Annotated in this window: 20 protein-coding genes; 4 read left to right on the plus strand and 16 right to left on the minus strand. The window is 38.0% G+C overall.

Features of this window, described 5'->3' with window-relative positions; genetic code table 11:
* Nucleotides 1-153 precede the first annotated feature (153 nt).
* The 14 genes from EHW90_RS10670 to EHW90_RS10735 form a co-directional block, all read right to left on the minus strand.
* On the minus strand, nucleotides 154-1,830 hold the full coding sequence (locus EHW90_RS10670) for an LCP family protein (protein WP_124952754.1): 1,677 nt from the start codon (nucleotides 1,828-1,830) through the stop codon (nucleotides 154-156).
* 13 nt (nucleotides 1,831-1,843) lie between these two features.
* The gene (locus EHW90_RS10675) at nucleotides 1,844-3,250 is read right to left on the minus strand and encodes an undecaprenyl-phosphate glucose phosphotransferase (RefSeq protein WP_124952755.1); all 1,407 of its coding nucleotides are present in this window, start codon (nucleotides 3,248-3,250) and stop codon (nucleotides 1,844-1,846) included.
* A 123-nt stretch (nucleotides 3,251-3,373) separates the two neighbouring features.
* Nucleotides 3,374-4,366, minus strand: a complete 993-nt coding sequence (locus tag EHW90_RS10680) for a glycosyltransferase family 2 protein (protein ID WP_124952756.1) — start codon at nucleotides 4,364-4,366, stop codon at nucleotides 3,374-3,376.
* 13 nt (nucleotides 4,367-4,379) lie between these two features.
* The gene (locus EHW90_RS10685; protein WP_124952757.1) at nucleotides 4,380-6,593 is read right to left on the minus strand and encodes a glycosyltransferase family 2 protein; all 2,214 of its coding nucleotides are present in this window, start codon (nucleotides 6,591-6,593) and stop codon (nucleotides 4,380-4,382) included.
* A gap of 14 nt (nucleotides 6,594-6,607) precedes the next feature.
* Nucleotides 6,608-7,546: a glycosyltransferase family 2 protein gene (locus EHW90_RS10690; RefSeq protein WP_124952758.1), complete on the minus strand. Its 939-nt coding sequence runs from the start codon at nucleotides 7,544-7,546 to the stop codon at nucleotides 6,608-6,610.
* Nucleotide 7,547: 1 nt separating this feature from the next.
* Nucleotides 7,548-8,609, minus strand: coding sequence for a zinc-binding dehydrogenase (locus EHW90_RS10695; protein ID WP_124952759.1), 1,062 nt, complete (start codon nucleotides 8,607-8,609; stop codon nucleotides 7,548-7,550).
* A 175-nt stretch (nucleotides 8,610-8,784) separates the two neighbouring features.
* Complete coding sequence (locus EHW90_RS10700; protein WP_124952760.1) at nucleotides 8,785-9,666, minus strand: DegV family protein; 882 nt, start codon at nucleotides 9,664-9,666, stop codon at nucleotides 8,785-8,787.
* A gap of 376 nt (nucleotides 9,667-10,042) precedes the next feature.
* Nucleotides 10,043-11,215 carry a glutamyl-tRNA reductase gene (gene hemA / locus EHW90_RS10705; protein ID WP_124952761.1) on the minus strand — a complete coding sequence of 391 codons (1,173 nt, stop codon included), beginning with the start codon at nucleotides 11,213-11,215 and terminating at the stop codon, nucleotides 10,043-10,045.
* Nucleotides 11,212-12,507 carry a glutamate-1-semialdehyde 2,1-aminomutase gene (gene hemL / locus EHW90_RS10710; RefSeq protein WP_124952762.1) on the minus strand — a complete coding sequence of 432 codons (1,296 nt, stop codon included), beginning with the start codon at nucleotides 12,505-12,507 and terminating at the stop codon, nucleotides 11,212-11,214. Before hemL ends, hemA begins: the two co-directional genes overlap by 4 nt.
* Entirely contained in the window at nucleotides 12,488-13,981 is a 1,494-nt protein-coding gene (gene cobA, locus EHW90_RS10715; protein WP_124952763.1) for a uroporphyrinogen-III C-methyltransferase, read from the minus strand. The genes hemL and cobA overlap by 20 nt, the downstream gene beginning before the upstream one ends.
* Nucleotides 13,974-14,900 carry a hydroxymethylbilane synthase gene (gene hemC, locus EHW90_RS10720; RefSeq protein WP_124952764.1) on the minus strand — a complete coding sequence of 309 codons (927 nt, stop codon included), beginning with the start codon at nucleotides 14,898-14,900 and terminating at the stop codon, nucleotides 13,974-13,976. Before hemC ends, cobA begins: the two co-directional genes overlap by 8 nt.
* Nucleotides 14,890-15,660 carry a sirohydrochlorin cobaltochelatase gene (locus tag EHW90_RS10725; RefSeq protein ID WP_124952765.1) on the minus strand — a complete coding sequence of 257 codons (771 nt, stop codon included), beginning with the start codon at nucleotides 15,658-15,660 and terminating at the stop codon, nucleotides 14,890-14,892. The genes hemC and EHW90_RS10725 overlap by 11 nt, the downstream gene beginning before the upstream one ends.
* The gene (hemB, locus tag EHW90_RS10730; RefSeq protein ID WP_124952766.1) at nucleotides 15,657-16,628 is read right to left on the minus strand and encodes a porphobilinogen synthase; all 972 of its coding nucleotides are present in this window, start codon (nucleotides 16,626-16,628) and stop codon (nucleotides 15,657-15,659) included. Before hemB ends, EHW90_RS10725 begins: the two co-directional genes overlap by 4 nt.
* Nucleotides 16,629-16,643: 15 nt before the next feature.
* Nucleotides 16,644-17,150, minus strand: a complete 507-nt coding sequence (locus EHW90_RS10735; protein WP_124952767.1) for a precorrin-2 dehydrogenase/sirohydrochlorin ferrochelatase family protein — start codon at nucleotides 17,148-17,150, stop codon at nucleotides 16,644-16,646.
* A 402-nt stretch (nucleotides 17,151-17,552) separates the two neighbouring features.
* Here EHW90_RS10735 and EHW90_RS10740 point away from each other — a divergent pair, with 402 nt between their 5' ends.
* The 4 genes from EHW90_RS10740 to EHW90_RS10755 all read left to right on the plus strand — a co-directional run bounded on the left by EHW90_RS10740 (nucleotide 17,553) and on the right by EHW90_RS10755 (nucleotide 20,550).
* Nucleotides 17,553-18,467, plus strand: coding sequence for an Rpn family recombination-promoting nuclease/putative transposase (locus EHW90_RS10740; RefSeq protein WP_124952768.1), 915 nt, complete (start codon nucleotides 17,553-17,555; stop codon nucleotides 18,465-18,467).
* A 107-nt stretch (nucleotides 18,468-18,574) separates the two neighbouring features.
* Nucleotides 18,575-18,958: a FliH/SctL family protein gene (locus tag EHW90_RS10745; RefSeq protein ID WP_207667054.1), complete on the plus strand. Its 384-nt coding sequence runs from the start codon at nucleotides 18,575-18,577 to the stop codon at nucleotides 18,956-18,958.
* Nucleotides 18,959-19,293: 335 nt separating this feature from the next.
* Nucleotides 19,294-20,256 carry an Rpn family recombination-promoting nuclease/putative transposase gene (locus EHW90_RS10750; protein WP_124952770.1) on the plus strand — a complete coding sequence of 321 codons (963 nt, stop codon included), beginning with the start codon at nucleotides 19,294-19,296 and terminating at the stop codon, nucleotides 20,254-20,256.
* A gap of 84 nt (nucleotides 20,257-20,340) precedes the next feature.
* Nucleotides 20,341-20,550 carry a hypothetical protein gene (locus EHW90_RS10755; protein ID WP_124952771.1) on the plus strand — a complete coding sequence of 70 codons (210 nt, stop codon included), beginning with the start codon at nucleotides 20,341-20,343 and terminating at the stop codon, nucleotides 20,548-20,550.
* A 164-nt stretch (nucleotides 20,551-20,714) separates the two neighbouring features.
* On the opposite strand, the gene EHW90_RS10760 is transcribed toward EHW90_RS10755, so the two are convergent.
* Together EHW90_RS10760 and EHW90_RS10770 are read right to left on the minus strand one after the other, a co-directional pair.
* The gene (locus EHW90_RS10760) at nucleotides 20,715-21,605 is read right to left on the minus strand and encodes a ribokinase (protein WP_124952772.1); all 891 of its coding nucleotides are present in this window, start codon (nucleotides 21,603-21,605) and stop codon (nucleotides 20,715-20,717) included.
* A gap of 93 nt (nucleotides 21,606-21,698) precedes the next feature.
* Nucleotides 21,699-22,196 carry a hypothetical protein gene (locus EHW90_RS10770; protein ID WP_124952773.1) on the minus strand — a complete coding sequence of 166 codons (498 nt, stop codon included), beginning with the start codon at nucleotides 22,194-22,196 and terminating at the stop codon, nucleotides 21,699-21,701.
* Between the last annotated feature and the right edge of the window lie 41 nt (nucleotides 22,197-22,237).

The following is a 22,237-nucleotide window of genomic DNA, read 5'->3' on the forward strand; positions in this document are numbered from 1 at the left end:
TATAGTCTTATCTGCAGCAAATATACTCGCTGCGGTTTATTATCTTTGCCACCTATGTAATAAAAAAGCATCGGTGACTTTCCTTTGATGGTTATAAGTCTACCAATGCTTTGTGTCCACTTTGTGTACAAAGTAAGTTTATTTTATGTTTTTTTATTCCGGTTTCGGTTCCACCGTCTGAGCTGTAGGTACAGGAGGCACAGTCTCTTCCTTACGGTCTGCCGTAGTAGGCACAGGCTCTACGGTAGGTTCCTTTGTAGCCTTTGTCTCTCCCGGGCCCTTAGGTTTTTTGGACTCTTCAGTTGCTTTGGCTGTTGTAGTCTCTCCCGGACCGTTAGGCTTCTTTTTAGGAGCTGCAGTTTCAGTTTCCGCCGTCTCTTTCTTTGTATGAGGCTCCACTATCTCCACACTTGAACCCTTGTTGGCCTGTGTAGACTCTGCAGGTGCTTCTGTGGTTGACTTTGACTTGTTACTCTTTTCCTTATGTGTAGACTCTTTCTCCTCAGGTTGCATATAATACTTGTTTCCTGCACCGTCGGTGTAGTAGTCCTCACCGTCGTTTTTGTCTATCCAAACAGTCTCGCCGTCTTTATCAAGCTGATAATATCTGCCGTTATTGTCCGTATAGACATCCACACTCTTGCTCTTTTTGGTCTCTTCCTCTACAGTTGACTTCTTTTTCTTACTCTTAGTCTCATCTTCGTCATCATTATAACTCTTATTCGACTTATATCCGTCATTGGTCTTTACACGTTTGACTTTGTCTCCGTCCTTATAAAAACCTGTATCTTCAGATATTCTCTCACTGTAAGCCTTTACCTTTGCTGAAGCCTCATAGTTCTCATCTCCGAAAAGATAGCTGTGAAGCTGTACAACATTGCTCTCAAGGTCAATAGGAACAACTATAAATCCCTTAGTTCCCTTTGTCATATCATCCTTTTTGAACGGGAAGCCCTGTGTATCTACCAGCTTATACTTGCCTATATCATTGATTACATCCAGACCGTCCTGCCATGTAAGGTTTGTAGCCACCATTGAAAGTACATTTCCGAGCAAATCGTTTAAAGTCTTCGGATCAGCCTTCTTCGCCTTCTCAAATGCAAGCTCGACAACCTTTCTCTGTCTTTCGGTTCTTTGATAGTCCGTATCCATATATCTCAGTCTTGCATATGCCACAGCCTGAACACCGTCAAGATGCTGCATACCCGGCGCCTTAAGCTGTACTGAACCTATACCTGTTCCCTTTACGGTCTCTGTGATATATGAGTTGATATATTTAAACTCGGCAGGCGTAATATCTATATACACACCGCCAAGTATGTTTATAGCTGTTGCAACCGCCTTCCAGTTGAATGTTATATAATCCGTGATATTCAGGTCCAAACTGTCATTCAGCATCTTAACCGCTCTTGCAGGTCCGCCGTAGCTGTATGCATGAGTCGCTTTCTGGAAAGAGTTCTTTCCTACATCAAGGTAAGTATCTCTGTATATCGACACCAACTTGATTTCGCCTGATGACTGCTCTATTGAACAAATGATTATAACATCCGATCTGTTTCCCCTACCTACACTGCTGTCTCTGGAGTCCACACCGAATACGGCAATATTTCTGTATCCTCTCATCTCAGCCAACTTCTTCTCAGACAAATCCGTATTTAAAACCTGTTCAACATTGTAGTCAGGCCTTTGTATCTTAGAGTATTGCTTAAGTGCATATGCATACGCAAATATTACACCCAATACGAAAACTTCCGCTATAAGCATTGTAAAGAAAAAAGCAACCTTAGATTTTTTCCTCTTCTTTTTAGGCTTCTGATTATCTTCGCTCATTATATTCCTCCTGCTAATAAGCATTTTTATTTATAAATCCCTTAAATATAGTCAAAAACATTATCTTGAAATCAAAACCCAAGGTCCAGTTTTCAATATAATATAGGTCATGGTCAATTCTTTTTTGTATGGAAGTATCTCCCCTGAATCCGTTGACCTGTGCCCAGCCGGTAAGTCCCGGTCTTACCTGATGTTTTATCATATAATGCGGTATCTCTTCCCTGAACTTTTCCACATAGAAAGGCCTCTCAGGTCTCGGACCGACAAGTGACATATTCCCCTTTAACACATTGAAAAACTGCGGGGTCTCATCAATGCTTGTCTTTCTGATAAACCTGCCTACAGCCGTGACTCTCGGATCATTCGGTGTAGTCCACTTTGACTTCTCCTCTGACGCCTTTTGAACAGACATGGAGCGGAATTTATACATTTTGAAAGGTTTGTTATGCAAACCCACTCTTTCCTGCGAATATATTATCGGTCCACCGTCTGTCAACTTTACAAGTATTGCAGTGATTAACATCACAGGTGAAAACAATATTATACCAAACAATGCCCCAAATATGTCAACAATTCTTTTTATATATGCATTGTGAAGTTCTGTAAGCGGCACATGTCTGATATTTATAACAGGAAGCCCTTGCAAATCCTCTATATAAGGAATAGTCGGTATAAAATTATTGTAATCCGGTATAAACTTCGTATGCACACCCGATTTCTCACAGTCGTTAACTATAGCCTCAAGATGCTCATACTCTTTTATACTAAGTGTAATGGCAATCTCATCAAGCACATTCATCTCTAAGATCATATGCAGATTTGCTATTGTGCCTATTACCTTAACCCCGTTGTAGCAATATCCCCTTTCCTTGTGGTCATCTAAAATACCTCTGATATTGTAGCCCCACTCGGGATTTTGCTTAACTCTGTCTATATACCCTTCAGCCGCTCTTGAATACCCGATAAGCAAAATATGCTTTTGGTTGTATCCCTTTGTCCTGATGCTCATCAAAAAGCTTCTTATAAAGCTCCTCTCAAAGACCATCAGTACATTTGTAAGAATATAAAAGATGATTACCAATCTTCTTGAGAAGTGGTGCATATTCATATTCTTACCGCCAAGGTACAGTGTCAAGGTAAATATCAAAAATCCTATGGAATTGGCTTTAAAGATATTTGCTATCTCACTTCTTCTACCTGAAATTCTTTTGGGTGTATACAGTTCAAAGAATTCATACAGTATAAGAAATCCCGGTATTATAATAATCAATGCGCTGAAATATACCTGTGCGGACAATGCCAGTATCGCATCATCATTGTAATACATTATAAGGTAAGCTATCAAGTAGCTTGTGAATATAACAAGGGCATCCAAGAGTATATGCAGCCTATTCAGTCTCTTTTGGTTTTCTTTAATCATATATTGCTCCATATCGCACTTAAAGTGTTCGATTTCTGCCTAAATTTTGTAAAACCCTGAAACTATTTTACAACTAAAAACAAAATCATTTATTACATTTTATTTAATCTTTAGTAACAGTTATTAACAGGTATGCCTTTTTATAAATCTGTACACATATTCAAAGGTGCCGAATATGATTTCACCTTCCAGAGCCAATATATTTGATTTCTTTATTTCACTAAAATCCACTCTGTCACATTCTTTTAAGTTTTTAAATCCTTCAATAAGTCCGTTTACATAATCTTTTATAAATCCCTTTTTCAAGAAAAATCCCATCTTTATAAATGTACCGAGTGCAAGCGGTAAAATATTGAAAGCTATCTGCAAATTTGTCATATTCTTGTATATAAGATAAATATTGTTTCTTGCTGCCAGTCTTACCTTAAATGAATTGTACTTTGAGCCTGATGTGGCGCTTCCAAGGTGATATACCTTTGCAAGCGGCTCAAAACCTATAATATATCCTTTAAGCCTTGCCCTGAAGCTTAAGTCCATATCTTCAAGGTATGCAAAGTGCATTTCATCAAAGTATCCTACTTCGTCCAATATACTCTTTCTGTATATGCTTGCACCTGCACAGGCGGAAAATACAGCTCGCTTCTTTGTAAAGTCGCCTACCTTCTCACCTACACCTATCTGATATCCCCATCCAAGCAGTGAATATCCGTCTCCGGCGTCGTCCACAAGTTCCTTATTATGCGCGTTTATCATAAGCGGATTTACTGCAAATATCTTCTCAGACTTTTCTATCGCATTTACAAGTCTTTCCACATAGTCATTAAAAACTTGTGTATCGTTGTTTAATAAAATAATATACTTACTGTCGCTTGCAGCCAGTCCTACATTTACTCCTCCTGCAAAGCCTAAGTTTTCATCCAAGTATATCACCCTTATATTCAGATTTTTTTCATAGCTTTCCAAATCTCTTAAATACTCAAGTGAAGCATCCTTTGAGCCGTTATCGACCACCAGCACATCAAAGTTTTTGTATGTCTGATTTCTCAACGACTCTATACAATCGCCCAAAAAGGCGGCACCGTTGTAATTCGGTATTATTATTGTTACTTTACTCATAATTCTCCCATACCTACAGGTATTTTTTTATCTTCTCATCTATAAAAGGTTCGCCTATCTTTTCATGTAACAAATCTCTGAGTGCAAAGTTTGACTTTCTAAGCGTGAGATTCGGATTGTAATACGGGTCACCCTCAGCCAAAATCTTCGGCCATCTCTTCATAAATATAGCAGTCTCTCTGTTGAATCTTTCAATCTTTTCAGGGCTGTCCTCAAGTCCTCTTGATTTTGATTCATAGTGGTAAAACAGCGCATAAGGATTGTACACAACAAGATAATCTTTTGATCTTACCTTCATACAAAAATCAATATCGTTAAAGGCTACAGCAAGTTCCTCACTGAATCCGCCCACTTCATTAAATATTGATTTCTTTGTAATAAGTGCTGCCGCCGTTACGGCTGAATAGTCCTGTAATGTAAGCGCTCTGTGGAAATAACTGTTTTCCACATCCGACAGTCCTATAAATGTATGACCTGCCACACCTCCGAAGCCTATTACAACACCTGCGTGCTGTATGGTGCCATCATTGTAAAGCAGCCTTGCACCTACTATTCCCACATCTTTTCTAAAGGCATACCACATCATCTCCTCTATTGATGTCGGATTTATCATTTCAATATCATTATTCAAAAAGAACAGATACTCACCGCTTGCATAGCCTACACCGAAGTTGTTGATAAGAGAATAATTAAATTCTCTCTCCCAGAAAACCACCTTAACATTGTCAAATTCCTTTTGAATCTTTTCATAGTAATCAAAAGTCTTTTTCTCTGTGGAATTGTTCTCAACCACAATAAACTCTATATTTTTATAGGTACTCTTTGTCACTATGGAACGAATTGCAAGGTCAAGGTCATCACTGTGATCTTTGTTCGGAATAATAATTGATAAAAGCGGCTGCTCTTTCATAATAAAGTACTTGTGATAGATGCCGTAGTCCACACCTTTTTCAATTTTTTCCACAGGTAGGGAATTTCCCATTCTCTCTATATGTGCCTTTATAGCTCTTGCACCGGCCTCAAAAGCATACAGCTTACTTTGAGGATTGGATGCTGTAGAGTTCATATGACATCTCCAGTGGTATAAGACCTTAGGTATATGCACAATCTTTTTTGCATTCTCACTGACTCTGAAGATAAAGTCATAGTCCTGTGCTCCGTCATATGCGGCATCAAACATTCCCGCCGTATCCACAAGTTCTTTCTTTACTACAAAAAGATGACAGATATAGTTTACGCTCTCAAGCATATCAATATTGAAGTCAGGTTTAAAATGAGGGTCAAACAGTGAACCGCCGTCCATATCAAGCTTATCTTCATCAGAGTACATACAGTCACATTTTGTTTCATTTATCGCCTTGGCACATTCATACAGCGCATTTTGTGTTATCACATCATCATGGTCCGCAAGCACTATATAATCGCCTGTAGCCATCTTTAGAGCTTCGTTGGTATTGCCTGCAATCCCCAGATTCTTGCCGAGCTTTTTATACTTTATCTTATTTTGTGCACTTTTTTCTTCAATATATTTTTTTATAAACTCTTCCTTATCCTTACCGCCTTCAGAGCCGTCCGCAAGACAAACTTCAAAATTTTGATAAGTCTGATTCAGTATGGAGTCAAGCAACTCTCCAAGGAAATTGTCAGGTGTGGCATAAAGCGGCACCACTATCGAAAATAAAGGTGAGTAATCAAATTTTACATCTCTTTGTGCATTCAGTTCTTCTTTGGTAGGCTTGGTTTTTTCATACCACTCCGCATACTCGTAGTCATTGTCCATGCCTTGAATCTTACTCTTTGACTTTCTTATAAGTGCCCTGAGACCGTTCTTTTTCATAAAGTTCATTGCAACCCTTACAGTTTCCATATTGCAAAGGTCCTTTAACTTTTCCATCCTCTTATAGGCTACACTGGAGCGTTTATATATCAGTTCTTCATTGTACTTTATTCTCTTTTTTTGCTTGTCGATTGCTATCTCAAGGTAGTAGTCATCGCCCCTTTTGTAGTCAAACTTTATATCAAATCCGTAGTCCTCGTCATATACCTTTCCGAAGTATGTCTGACTTACATCATCTCTTCTGGTCTTTACATATTTGAATTCCACACTCTCCATCTTACTGTTATAGACATGAAAAGAGGGCTGTGAAGTCGGCTTTTTGCCTACAACCCAACCGTTCAAAGTAATATAGTTCTCGCGTATGCGAACGTAGTCCACCTTATATTTCATAAAGTATTTTCCTTTTATTCTTCAAAATTGATTCTTTCTTCTTCCACTACAAGCGGTCTGTTCATCACTCTTTGGTTTATGGTCATTATATACTCACCGACAAGTCCTATAAAAAATATCTGTATAGAACCTAAAAAAAGCATACCTATAAGAATAGGTGCCATCCCTGCCGGGAATCTGTCCCAATATAAGAGTTTCATAATCAAATATATCACAGCTATTACCATGGACAGTCCTGAGAGTATAATACCTGCAAAGGTCGCAAGACGAAGTCCGACCTTTGTATATGCGGTAAATGAAAGCATTGCCGCATCATAAAGTTTATAAAAGTTGTTGCTGGTCTTTCCCGCTCTTCTTTGCGGCTGCTCATACGGAATCTCTTTCCTTCTGAATCCAAGCTCCGCAACTATTCCTCTAAGAAAAGGTACCGGGTCGTCAAGCTCTCTCATAACATTGATAAATGCCTTGTCATACAGTCCGAAACCTGTAAAATGCTCTATCTGTTCCACCTCCGAAAGCTTCTTTATTGTTCTGTAATAAAGACTCCTAAGGTGATACATTATTTTATTTTCCTGACTGGATTTTTTGATTCCGATAGCTATCTTATAGCCCTCTTCCCAAGCTTTTACATACTTCGGTATCATCTCCACGGGATCTTGAAAATCCGCAGCCATCAAAATAGTCGCGTCTCCGGTACTTTGTAACATTCCGTAGTATGGAGAATTGAACTGTCCGAAATTCTTTGCATTGAATATACCCTTGATACCTTTGTCATTCTTACAAAGTTCTCTTATCAACTCTCTTGTTCTGTCTTTTGAATCATTGTCAATAAAAATAATCTCATATTTGTAAGCTGAAAGATCATTTTTGAATACTTCCCTTATGGCATTTGCCATAGGTACCACATTTTCTTCTTCATTATAACATGGTACCACCACACTTATTTTTTTCATTCTACCATCCTGTAAGTATCATTGTCTTTATAACATCATTACCCTTATCTTTCATAAGTTGTAATGCTTCCACCACATTCTCAAATCCTTTGAATGTATGTGTAATCATCTTGTCAGGTTCAAACCTTTTGTACTTTACCATGGATAAGAGTCTTTCCATCCTGACTCTGCCGCCTTTTCCAAGCTCCATATATATACTTTTACCGGACATACCCCTTCCTGAAGAAAACTTCGGTATCTCCATACTTCCGTCTCCTGTAAAAAGTTTCAGATTTACAACCTTTCCGACACCATATCTTACCATATCTATCGCATCTGAAAAAGTCCTATCATTGCCTCCTGCAATTATTACCACATCTGCACCCTTACCGTTTGTCGCTTTAAGGACATATTCGACTATATTGTGGTCTTTGTAAGATATCACTTCACTTGCTCCGTACTCATATGCAAGCGGAATACTTGCTCCTCTGCTGCCTACCGCAATAATCCTTCCGGCACCTCGAAGTGCGGCACCGCATATTGCCATCAGTCCTACGCCGCCTATGCCGAGTACTACAACCGTATCGCCGAAGTTTACCCTCTCTGCACCTGTAAAGCCCGTTGTCGCCATATCCGTACACATAAGTGCACTGCCAAGGCTTACCCCCTCAGGCAAAAGTGCCAGATTAAGATCCGCATCCGCCACTTCAAACTCTCTTGCAAAGACTCCCGGAGTACTTCTTCCAAGTGTATTTGCACTGAAGTTTGCCCCTGCATGCAAAAGATTACCGTCCTGTATATCCTTGTCGTGAAAATTCGGAGTCATGGAAGGCACTGCCACAATATCTCCCTCCTTGAAATCTCTTACACTTTCACCTGCCTTAACCACTCTTGCCACCGCTTCATGCCCCAAAATAAGATTGTCGGGCTTTTTTGAACCTGAGCCGTATACTGTATTTACATCCGATGTGCATACCGATATGGCCACCGGAGTCAGTATAGCATTGTACTCACTTTTAAATACCGGTCTTTGTGCATCTATAATCTCGGCTCTGTTTCTTTCTACCAGTGCAAATGCTTCCATTACTTCTTTTGCCTTTTCCTTTCAAAATAATACACTTATTACTTCAATCAAATACTATTATTATATATCCTAAACGCCGATGTAACAATAGTGAGAATGCAAACAAAAAATGCTTGGACAAGTATCGAAAGAAAACTTTTCAATACTAATCTAAGCATCTTTTACTTCTTAATGATTATCTTTTGTCTCCAATAAAAAATACTGCGACTGTTCCCGGACCGGTATGTGCACCTATTATATGACCTATCTCTTTTACTTCAACATTCCCTTTTAGATTCGGGAAGCGGGCCTCAAGCATACTTGCAAGTTTTGTGGCCTCTTTTTCTGAATCTGCGTGACTGATAAAACATTTTCCTGTATATCTCTTGCCGTCGACCGCCTGTACTTCCATTCTTGAAACAATGGCTTCCATGGTCTTTTTCTTGGTCTTCACTTTTTCAATCACGACCAGCTTACCGTCTCCGTCCACACACATAAGCGGACAGAAGTTAAGTGTCTTACCTATCTTATATGTAAAGTTTGTCAAGCTTTCTTCTTTCAGATAAGTAGTCAAATCGGTTGAGAAAAACCAATGATTGATATACTTTTTTGAATTCTCCGCATAGAGCTTCAATTTGTCAATAGGCATTCCCTCGTCCCTTTTGTCCGCCAAAATGTCAATCAGCAAGCCCATGCCTGCCGATGCGGACAAAGAGTCTACTACATGTAATTGTCTTTCAGGATATTCCCCCTTTAGTTCTTCTGCTGCTGCCGTCGCGGTCAGATACGATTCGGATATACTTGATGAAAGACAAATATGTAATATATCCTTACCGTCTTCCAAAAATTTCTTAAAGTATTCCTTGTAATCTGCCATGTCGATTTGACTTGTTGTCGGATTTATACCATTTCTCATCTTCTCATAGAAATCCGATAAAGGCACGCTCTCTCCCATACTTTCATCATATATCTGTCCATCAATAGAATATGTACTGTCAATATGATGAATATCCCTACTAGAGTAATACCCGTTAGTCATATCTGCGGTGGAGCTGCATGATAAAATATAGTCCTCCATGACTATACCTCCTAACGTTTTTTTGTAACCTAACCGTATGTATTTAATATTGAAGTAATGCTTACGTCCATTAAAAATACTTCAATATAAGGACCGGTTCACCCCTTATTTCTGTCTAACATATCAAGTCAATCTACTGTCAATTTGTGCAAATCTTTATGCATCTATATAATAACATACTTTTAAGCTATTTTTCAATATTTTATTGTTTGATTTATATTTTTTATGCTATTTTTTATTTGCAAAAACTTTTTAAAAAATCTATTTTCGCTATATATATATTATTATCTGATATAATTGTATATAATGATGTTTTTTAGAGTCAAAAAAAGGCCTTATATTTGAAATAAGACCTCATAAAAAATGACAAAATTTTTTAACTTGAAAGCGTTTCAATCAGTGATTGCAGTGCCTCCAGACTTCCGTTATCTCTAATCTTATAAAACAGATGTTCAAGCGTCTTTCTCTCACCAATTCTTGCTATTTCTTTTTCAAGACTCTTTGTCGCATCCAAAAAGACTTGCCAATTTTCCTGAAACAGTTCCCATTTTAAGAACTTCTCAACTCCGTCTGCTGCCATCTCCCTTGCTTTTTCAATACTGAGCTTTTTCTTTTCGTTGTTTTCCTTGGCATATTTTTTCATATCATCCATATTGTAATATGATACACCCTCCAAGCTTTTTACCCTCTCATCAATATCACAAGGCAGAGCCAAGTCCACAAATATCTTTTTGCAGGCTTTACTTAAGTTGTTTTTTATATGCTCCATAGTCAAAGTAAAATGCGGTCCGCTTGTGGAAGAGATTATAATATCCGCATCATCCACATACTTATATCTGTCATTGTATTCGATTATTCTTACCTTTCCCTCTGCATTAGGCGACATATCTATATTGTGGCTTCTCTTTGTGACATAAATTTGTGAAAAATCGTAGCTTAGGGCATTCTTTAAGACAATGCTTCCTATCTTACCTGACGCACCTATTATAAGCAGCTTCTTCCCTTCAAAACCTGACAACTCATCCTTTGCAACTCTTAATGCAAGCGTTGCGGTAGATACTCCGGACTTTGATATAAGTGTCTCCGTCTTTATCTTCTTTGCCTCGGTAACGGCATCTCTAAAAAGAGTATTCAGATAAAGATGTGAAGTGTTACATTTTCTTGCAAATTCTATAGCATCCTTTACCTGCCCAAGTATTTGGTCTTCTCCGATAAGCATCGAATCAAGCCCTGCACTTACCATATATAAATGGCTTACAGCACCCCTTCCGGTATAGCACAGTATATAATCTCTCAAATGTTCTATATCCCTACCTATAATATCTTCACACTTTTTTAAAATAAGGCTTATCAAAGTATTGGTATTCTCTTCATGCGTACTTATATATATCTCAGTTCTGTTACAGGTCACAAGTACCGCCGCCTCATCTATAGGTTCTTCACTGCACAGTGTAAGAAGCAGTTTTTTCTTGTCCTCATCCCCAAAGGCAAAATATTCTCTCACCTTTTGCGGAGTATTCTTAAAGCTGAGACTCAGAAGTAAAATCATTCAACTCCCCCAAATCTCTTTATTACATCCAGTGTATTCTTTATATCTTCACTGTCATGTGCCGCGGATATGAAAGCCGCCTCAAACTGACTCGGCGCAATATATATACCGTTATCTCTTAAAAATCTGTAGTAGCTTGCATATTTATCAAGGTCACAGCTAAGCACATCCTCGTAACAGCTCACATCTTTTGCAGTAAAGAATACACTCATCAAAGAACCTACTCTGTTTATATGTACTCTCTTTTTATCTGAATTCATTATTTTTTCAATACCTTCAGCAAGAGTTTTTGTGCTCTCATCTATATTCTTATATATTTCAGGATGTTCAAAAAGCTCTTTTAATGTGGCTATACCTGCAGCAGTGGCTATAGGATTGCCGCTAAGTGTACCTGCCTGATACACATCACCCAAAGGACTGATACATGCCATGATTTCTTTCTTTCCGCCATAAGCTGCAAGAGGCATACCTCCGCCTACTATCTTACCGATTGTAACAATATCAGGCTCTATACCGTAGTACTCACAGGCACCGCCCTTTGCCAATCTGAATCCTGTTATAACTTCATCAAATATCAAAAGCGAATCATTCTCTGTTGTAATTTTTCTTAAAAACTCAAGGAAGCCCTCCTTTGGAGGTACTACACCCATATTTGCAGCTACAGGCTCCACTATAATTGCGGCAATCTTACCCTTGTACTTATCAAACAGTGCACTTACACTCTTGGAATCGTTAAACTCCGCTACCAGAGTATCCCTTGCATAGTCATTCGGTACACCGCCGCTTGAAGAAATCGCCTCTGTAAGTACGCCGCTTCCCGCCTTTACCAAAAGCCCGTCGGAATGTCCGTGATAACATCCTGTAAACTTTATAATCAAATCCTTCTTTGTATATCCTCTTGCCAGTCTTATCGCACTCATGGTAGCCTCCGTACCTGAGTTTACAAGTCTTACCTGCTCCATAACAGGCATTGCCTCATTTATCATCTCTGCAAGAATATACTCTTTTTTTGTAGGCGCTCCGAAGCTTAATCCCTTTTTCAACGCCTTCTTTACCTTCTCTGTTACTGTAGGATAGGCATGTCCCAATATTGCAGGTCCCCATGAACATACATAATCTATATATTCGTTTCCGTCCACATCATATATCTTTGAGCCGAGAGCCGATTTTATAAAAACAGGGTCACAGTGTACCGCTCTTGCGGCACGAACGGGAGAGTTCACCCCTCCCGGAATATACTTCTTTGATAAATCAAAATACTTTTCCGATTTTTTATAATTTTTTGATTGCATCTATTATTCCCTCTACATCATATCGCTTTGCTGTAATTATATTTTCTATACCAAGTTCTACAAGTGCCTTTGTGGTCACAGGTCCTATTGAAACCACTTTTCCTGAAAGCATTTTTTTATCTTCAATCATTTCCACAAGAGCCTTTGCCCCGCTTGCACTTGCCGCCACAACATAGTCAAAGTTTTCTATATCCTTGTTGAGCTCAAACTTTTTCCTATGGTCAATTATTGTATCATAAACCGGAATATCGCTAAAGGAAATTCCCGCACTCTTAAGTCCTTTCGGCAATACATCACTTCCGATCTTTGCCCTGAGCATAAGGACCTTACTGTCTTTATCAAGTTTAAGAAGGATTTCATCCAAGAAGCTTTTTGAATCAAATTTACTTGGAATAAAGTCCGCATTCACTCCGTATTTATTCAAAGCTTCCCCGCTTCCGCTGCCTATAACGCATATCTTCTTATTATAGAGACTTCTGATATCAATACCATATCTTTTTATCTGTTCAAAAAATATATTCACACCGTTTGAGCTGGTAAATAAAATATGTGTGGAATCGTTAATCTCAGATAAAAGCTTTTCTCTTTCTATTTCTATCTCTTTTATTGCAATAAGACTCATCTCACATATATTGGCGCCCGTTTCTTTAAATCTTTTTGCCATTTTTTCTGCAAGCGACCTTGTTGCAGTCAGGAGTATATTTTTACCTGAAAGCGGCAGCTTGGATTTATTAAAGAATGACAAATCCTTTTTACACACATCGCCCACTACAATCAATGCAGGTGAAACTACATTTTCTTTTTTTGCAATCTCTTCTATACTGCAAAGTTCACCTCTGAACACTCTTTGATTGTACCTTGTACCGTTTTCCACAACAGCGGCACCGATATGAGGATCCATACCGTTTGAGAGCAGTCCGTTCACTATAAGAGGAAGATTGGATATTCCCATCAAAAATACAAGACTGCCGTCACTCTTTGCAATATTTTTAAAATCAAGGTCAAGCGGCTCTCCTTTTTTTCTGTGCCCGGTAAAGACATGAAACGATGTCGCCTCACCTCTGAATGTAATCGGTATACCTGCATAACCAAGTCCTGCATAAAATGAGCTGACTCCATGCACTATCTCAAAATCAATGCATCTTTCTATAAGGTATTCGGCTTCCTCACCGCCTCTGCCAAAAATATAGGGGTCGCCCCCCTTTAATCTGACTACATATTCACCGGACGTGGCATACTTTGCAATAGTCTCATTTATCTTATCCTGAGTCAGGTAGTGATTTCCCGATATCTTTCCGGCATAGATAAGCTTTGCATCTAATCTCGCCTTGTTTAAAACAGTAGGATTTATCAAATTGTCATATACCAACACATCCGCATTTTGTATACATTCCAACGCCTTTAATGTAAGTAGACTTTCATCTCCCGGCCCCACACCTACAAGTGAAACCTTTTTTACTTCTTTATTAAACATCTTTCCTCTTAAGTTTGATTGCTATTTTCTCCACTGTATCTAAAAGTTCTTTTTCCTTTGTATCGGCGCTTTGATATTCACCTTCAAAGTAAGCATTTATACTGTAATTATCCAATTTCTTTTTTATGTATATACCCGCACTTGTATGGCAATCCGCCTGTAATACACTTAAGTATCTTCTTTCCGCATTAAATAAAGTATTGCAGGTCTCATCCTGTATTTTTTTTAAAACCTCCGCCATATCATCAGCAGCATACTGCGCACAAAGTATTCCCTGAGCCGGAGCCGGCAGTATATCAGTCTCTTTTATATCTATAATATTTACTTTCCCAAGCAGTTCTTCACATTCCGCCGCATACTTTTTATCAGCCAAAAGTCTGTCAAGCCCTGCCTTAGCCAAGATAACTCCGTCGGTATCACCCAAAAATATCTTACCGATTCTTGTAAGTACATTTCCTCTTATAGGTACCACTTTTATATTGTCGTTCAAAAGCATGGCCTGTTCGGACCTTCTTTTTGAGCTTGTACCTATTCTGAACCCGTAAGGCAGATCTCTTATCTCCAAATCTGTGGGACAATCATTTTTTATAACCAGTACATCTCTTACAATGCCTCTTTTTAATACAGGCATAAGTTTAAGTCTGCCGTCAAATTCAAGCGGCAAATCCTTTGCGGAATGTATTGCCAAATCTATATCACCGTTTATAAGCGCTTCTTCAAGCTCCTTTGTAAACAGCCCTTTTCCGCCTATTTCCTGCAAGGAGATATCAAGTCTCTTATCTCCGAGTGTGTTAATAGGAATATATTCTATTTTTATATGGGGGAAGCTATTTTTTATAGCATCCCCCACCATTTTAGTCTGTGCAAGCGCCAAAGCACTTTTCCTTGTACCGATTCTTATTATTTCTTTATGAAACATAATTCGCCTCATCAGCATGTTTTAGTATAAGCCTTCTGACAAAATCATACTCTCCAAGTCCCTTAAGCTCATAATCCACATTCTTGTCCATATCTTCAAGTATGCTCTTAAAGCTGTCCTCATCACCTGCCATATCATTCTTTGCATGGTCACCTGCAACTATCATAAACGGAGACAAATGCACAGTATTATATCCTGAAAGCTGCGGAAGTACGTCCTCAATATACGGATAACCTTCTACACAGGCTATGTAAATATCATCTCTGCCGCATTCTACAAATCTGTTTCTGAGTAACTCATATATCTTGTTTGACTCATGGTCCGAGCCGTGCCCCATCAAAAGATATGCCGCTCCGTCTTCTTTTTCATATAGTGAATCAAGCTCTTTTATAAGATACTCAAAGTCTTCATCATTTTCAAGTAACGCATTACCCATCTTTATACTTGAAAATTTATCCTTATATGAAGCCGCCACTTCTTTGACCTTATTGTTTTCAATGCCGTCTATGATATGAGTGCTTATAATAAGCAAGTCATCGACCCCAAGCCAAAGAGCCTCTTCAATCGCCTCTTTTATATCGTTGATATGCACACCATATCTCTTTTTTAACTTCGCCCTTATAATATCGCTGGTCCAAGCTCTTAATATAATACTGTCTTTATACTTATTCTTGATTTCATTTTCGATTACATCTATTGTCTTTTCTCTTGTATCATCATGTGTTGTTCCGAAACTTGCAACTATTAACCCTTTTTTCAACCTATTAACCCCTTATCTATACATTTTGCCAATTCTTTTGCATAGTATGTGATATATATATCGGCTCCCGCTCTGAATGCCGAAACCGCCATCTCACACATTATTTTCTCTTCATCTATAAAGCCGTTTTTTGCCGCAGACTTCACCATAGCATATTCTCCGCTTACAGAGTATGCGGCCACCGGAATATCCGTTATTTCCTTTACCTTTGTCACCACATCCAAAAAGCTCATAGCCGGCTTTACCATAACTATATCCGCACCTTCCGCCACGTCGTCATAAACTTCTTTCAATGCTTCTCTTATATTGTGCACATCCATCTGATAAGTCTTTCTGTCTCCAAATGCAGGTGCCGAATCTGCCGCCGCCCTGAAGGGTCCGTAAAATGCCGAAGCATACTTTGCGGAATATGACATTATCGGAATATTCTCATAGCCGTTTGCATCAAGCAACTCTCTAATCTCACTTACTCTTCCGTCCATCATATCTGAAGGTGCCACCATATCGGCTCCTGCCTCCACCTGTGACAGAGCAATCTTTGCAATGTACTTTATAGTGGTATCATTGTCAACATCATATCCTTTCAGTATTCCACAATGTCCGTGTGAAGTGTACTCACACATACATACATCACCTATCACATATATAGGATAGTTTTCCTTTATATATCTGATAGCTTCCTGTACAATACCGTGGTCGTGATACGCTTCACTTCCCACCTCGTCCTTATGTTTCGGTATACCGAAGAGCATTACAGCACCGACTCCTGCATCCAGCAACTCTTTTATAACACTGTCACATCTGTCTATACTCATACGATACTGCCCGGGCATTGACTCTATCTCTTCGAAGATATTTTCTCCCTCTTCAAAAAACATAGGATAAATGAGCGAATCCTTGCTTATTCTGGTCTCTCTGACCATATTCCTGATAATTGCATTTGCTCTTAGTCTTCTGTTTCTAAACATATCTCTCCTCTTATATCAGTCAAATTTTTCTGCGTTCGGGTCTTCTTCCAGTTCTTTTTTGCATCTGCTGACCAAATCTTTTATATTGTACCTGATTTCACTTGCAACCCTTCTTGCCAATCTGTGATTGCTTCCTGATGATGTCACGCCTATTACCATCTCTTCTTCTGTCACAATTCCCGGAAAATAGAAATCACAGTTTTTATAGTTTGATGCATCATTTACCATGATTCCTGCCCTATTACAATCCCAGACTATCTTTTCATTCAGCTCCTTATCATTGGTAGCGGCTATAACATAGTCAACACCTACAACGTCCGAACTGTCATAAGCTCTTTCCTTTAAAATCAACCTGTCATCCTGCAAATCCATTATAGTCACTACTATAGACTTTGCTACAACTATTATTTTGCAACCGAACTCCTTAAGTTTTAGAATTCTTCTTGCAGCTATATTTCCGGCACCTACCACCAAAAATGTCTTGTTGCTTATATCAATAAACAACGGAAAATACTTTGCCATATTCGCCTCCTCTTACATAAAAACCTACCAAATCTTGTGGCAAAAAACACTGCATATATTATACCATATTCTGATATATTTTTTGATAGAAATATAAAATCTGAACGCTGATGTTTATCAAAAAAAGCATAAAGTAATATCATTTGAAAACAAGGTCCTTCGATATTCCGTTCAGAGTTGAAATATTAAAAACTCATTGGATAATTGTGTACTATCCACACATTTTGTTACTTATTTTTATATATGATGTCAATTGTTTATGATGTTAAACTTTGCTACAATCAAAGTACTTATTCTTATATGTTCGTGATTTTATTCTATATACTTTCTGTTTGTATATTCTAAATTTCACAGGGGACATGGATTCTAAAAAATTTCTTTGGTATAATAGAAAGGAGAAATATGCAAGAAAAAGATATTACTCAAAAGATGCTTGAACACTACAATGACGTATTTGCAGATATTGTAAATGTGCTGCTGTTTAACGGTGAGCGCATTGTTAAGGAGAACTCTTTAATCGATACGCCTACAGTCAGCTCACTTAAGATGGACGGACATACACATCATCAGAACAGAGATGTATCAAAGTATTGGCAACACAATAAGATAAATATTGCCATGCTGGGCTTTGAAAACCAAACATCTCCCAACAAGCTGATGCCTTTTAGAGTTATCAGTTATGACGGTGCCGAATACGGCAGACAAGCCAACAAAAAGCATGCTGATGAAGATAATTATCCTGTAATCACATTGGTACTGTACTTTGGCTACTCACAAAGATGGAACTATCCCAAAAATATCTTAGGGCTGTTAAACGTAGACGACCGTTTAAAGCCGTTTGTCAGCGACTACAATATCAATGTCTTTGAAATCGCCTTCCTTGATGAGGAAAAGCGAAAGCTGTTCAAAAGTGACTTTAGGGTATTGGTCGACTATCTTTATCAAGTGAGGACCAACCACAACTATAACCCTGAAAAATACTTTGTACAGCATATGCAGGAGGTTTTAGACTTAATGTCTGCAATGACCGGTGACACGATTTTTGAAAAATCAATTGAAAATACTAAGATAAAGGAGGCTCATTATATGTGCGATGTTATTCATGCTATGATAGACGAAGGTGTTGAAAGAGGTAGAAAAGAAGGCAGAGAAGAAGGTATACAAAAAGGCAAGCTGGAAGGGGCCAATATCATAATCCGTCTATATGAAATCTTGCTTAATGAAGGCAGTATGGACAAACTTAAAAGGGCTACCAAAGATGAATCTTACAGGTACGAGCTCTTAAAAGAGTATGACTTATTAAAAGACTTCAGCTGACATACCGGTTAAAATATTTTAACTCGCATGTACAATCAACTACTTTAAAGTTCTACTCAGGTAAGAGCCAACCACAACTATAACCCTGAAAATACTTTGTACAGCATATGCAGGAGGTTTTAGACTTAATGTCTGCTATGACCGGTGACACGATTTTTGAAAAATCAATTGAAAATACTAAGATAAAGGAGGCTCATTATATGTGCGATGTTATTCATGCTATGATAGACGAAGGTGTTGAAAGAGGTATTCAAGAAGGACTTCAAATGGGAATACAAAAAGGAAAGCTGGAGGGGATCCAAGAAGGGATCCAAAAGGGCAAGCTGGAAGGTATTCAAGAAGGTATCCAAAAAGGCAAGCTGGAAGGGGCCAATATCATAATCCGTCTATATGAAATCTTACTTAATGAAGGCAGTATGGACAAGCTTAAAAGAGCTACCAAGGATGAAGCTTACAGATACGAGCTTTTAAAAGAATACCATCTCATATAACCCGGTACTTCATATTTTTATTTGAGTCTATTTTATATATCGGCGTGTAAATATCATAGATTATCTTTCACATGCCGGTTTCCGTAATTCTTTCCGTATCTTATAACAATCCTAAAGCAGCTTAATGTTATCCAATAATTGTGTATTACCTACATATTTTATCAATTATTTTTATACACGATGTCAATTGTTTATGATGTTAAACTTTGCTACAATCAAAGTACTTGTTCTTATATGTTCGTGATTTTATTCTATATACTTTCTGTTTGTATATCCTAAATTTCACAGGGACATGGATTCTAAAAAATTTCTTTGTTATAATAGAAAGGAGAAATATGCAAGAAAAAGATATTACTCAAAAAATGCTTGAACACTACAATGACGTATTTGCAGACATTGTAAATGTATTGCTGTTTAACGGTAAGCGCATTGTTAAGGAAAACTCTTTAATTGACACGCCTACAGTCAGCTCACTTAAGATGGACAGGCGTATACACCATCAGAACAGAGATGTATCAAAGTATTGGCAACACAATAAGATAAATATTGCCATGCTGGGCTTTGAAAACCAAACATCTCCCAACAAGCTGATGCCTTTTAGAGTTATAAGCTATGACGGTGCCGAATATGGCAGGCAAGCCAACAAAAAGCATGCTGATGAAGATAATTATCCTGTAATCACATTGGTACTGTACTTTGGCTACTCACAAAGATGGAACTATCCAAAAAATATCTTAGGGCTGTTAAACGTAGATGACTGCCTGAAGCCGTTTGTCAGCGACTACAATATCAATGTCTTTGAAATCGCCTTCCTTGATGAAGAAAAGCGAAAGCTGTTCAAAAGTGACTTTAGGGTACTTGTCGACTATCTTTATCAAGTGAGGACAAACCACAACTATAACCCTGAAAAATACTTTGTACAGCATATGCAGGAGGTTTTAGACTTAATGTCTGCTATGACAGGTGACGAGGTTTTTGAAAAATCAATTGAAAATACTAAGATAAAGGAGGCTCATTATATGTGCGATGTTATTCATGCTATGATAGACGAAGGTGTTGAAAGAGGTATTCAAGAAGGACTTCAAAGGGGAATACAAGAAGGTATACAAAAAGGTAAGCTTGAGGGGATCCAAGAAGGTATACAAAAGGGCAAGCTGGAAGGGGCCAATATCATAATCCGTCTATATGAAATCTTGCTTAATGAAGGCAGTATGGACAAGCTTAAAAGAGCTACCAAGGATGAAGCCTACAGATACGAGCTCTTAAAAGAGTATGACTTATTAAAAGATTTCAGCTGATATACCGTTTAAAACTTTTTAACTTATATTTACAATCAATTACTTTAAAGTTCTACAATACTTAATGCAAAGGAGCATCTCTATATGTTCGAATATAATACAAATGATGATTTTGAAACAAGCAGAAAATACGGATTTAGTAGTCGCATTATAAAAGATGAAAAGATATATAAACATATTGTAAACAAGCTCTACGAAATATTACTTGCTGAATGCAACTTTGATAAATTAAAAAAAGCTGTTGGAGATGAAGAGTACAGAGACATATTATTAAAAGAGTACCATCTCATATAATTTAACATAATATCAAGCTTATATTGTTTTAACAATTTTACTTACTGCCGAGATTTCAAAGTCTCGGCAGTAAGTATTAGATTCAAAATTTTATTTTGCTGCAATCAATTTATAACATTTAAAAAGAGCGTACCTAAAGTAAAATACTTAAGATACACTCTTCTCTATTGTCTTTCGCAAACCTCTTTTGCAAACGGAATACTTGGTGATGCACCTTTTCTGCTTACTGTAATACTTGCAGCCCGGGCAGCCTGCTTTAAAGATGCTGCAACATCTATACCTGCAACCAGCCCTGCTATAAAGTAGCCTGTGAAGGTATCACCTGCTGCCGTAGTGTCAACTACATCAGCCTTGTATATTTCCTGTCTTATCTTCTGAGTCTCGTCCACATATACAGAGCCCTTCTCTCCCAAAGTCAACACTATCTTCATTCCCGGGAATCTTTTTGTCAACTTCTCTATCAGCTCATCTTCACCGGTGTCTGAGGCTCCAAGTATATCCGCAGCCTCTATTTCATTGAGTATAAGATATTCCACCTTTTCCAAATCACATTCAAATATTTTTTCATTTATAGGTGAGGGGTTTAATACAATGATCATTCCCCTTTTATATCCCTCATCTATAATAAATGAAAGATTACTCACCTCATTTTGAAGTAAAAGTATATCTCCTTTATCAAAATCCTTTAATACCTCTTTGATAAAGTCAATGCCTATATTTTGATTTGCACCTCCATATAAAAGTATGCAATTATTACCTGCTCTGTTTTTTTGTATAATGGCATGTCCCGATGACATATCATATCGCTTTATATAAGATATATCGGCTCCCACATTAGAAAGTGCCTCCAAAAGCATAGCTCCGTCTGCACTTCCCACTGCTCCGGCATGATATACTTTTATACCTGCCTTTGCCAAAGCCACAGACTGGTTAAGCCCTTTTCCGCCACAAAACACATTCATGTCTGTTGAGGATATAGTCTCTCCCTCTCTCACGAAATGATCTACATCATATACATAATCCAGATTTAGTGAACCAAAATTAAGTACCTTCATTATCAACTCTTACTTTCTAAAAATAGACATACCCCTTTTACCATCAGGTATCCCGCTACAGCTCCCTGACCCGCAATGCCGAAGTCTCTTTGATTATCCGTAGCAATAAAACTTAGAATCATCTACTACAAAATCCTGTGGGAAGTTATCGTATTCCATAGTATCATAGTTAAAAACACCCACCTTGAAAGGCTTCTCGCCATGGCATTTTGCCACCCTTTCATAACCTGTCAAGGCCACCTCTTCATACTCAATATATCGAATTTCCAGCTTTGTAAAGCTGTTACCTACAGGTACATATATGTTTATCTCATTCTCTGCAAGATATTCCACTGTAATATTCGAGAAGTTCATTAAGCAGTCATAGAACGTATCTAAAATAAATATATCATTCAGATTCGGCTCAAAATCACCGCTTTCCATATCATACTCTGTAAACGACATCAAATCAAAAATTGTATTTATGCTTATATCAAAGCTTACAACATATCTTTCATTCTCGTCACCGGGTTTCAGCCCCCATATAGCAAGAGTAATGCCGTCCAATGCCTCCAACTCTCTTACCTTTTTTTCAACCTCAATCTTACCCATAATGAAATCTCCTTCAAATTGGTTATAGTATAAATAAAATC

Origin of the sequence: Lachnoanaerobaculum orale (assembly GCF_003862485.1) — a bacterium.
Taxonomy (GTDB): domain Bacteria; phylum Bacillota; class Clostridia; order Lachnospirales; family Lachnospiraceae; genus Lachnoanaerobaculum; species Lachnoanaerobaculum orale.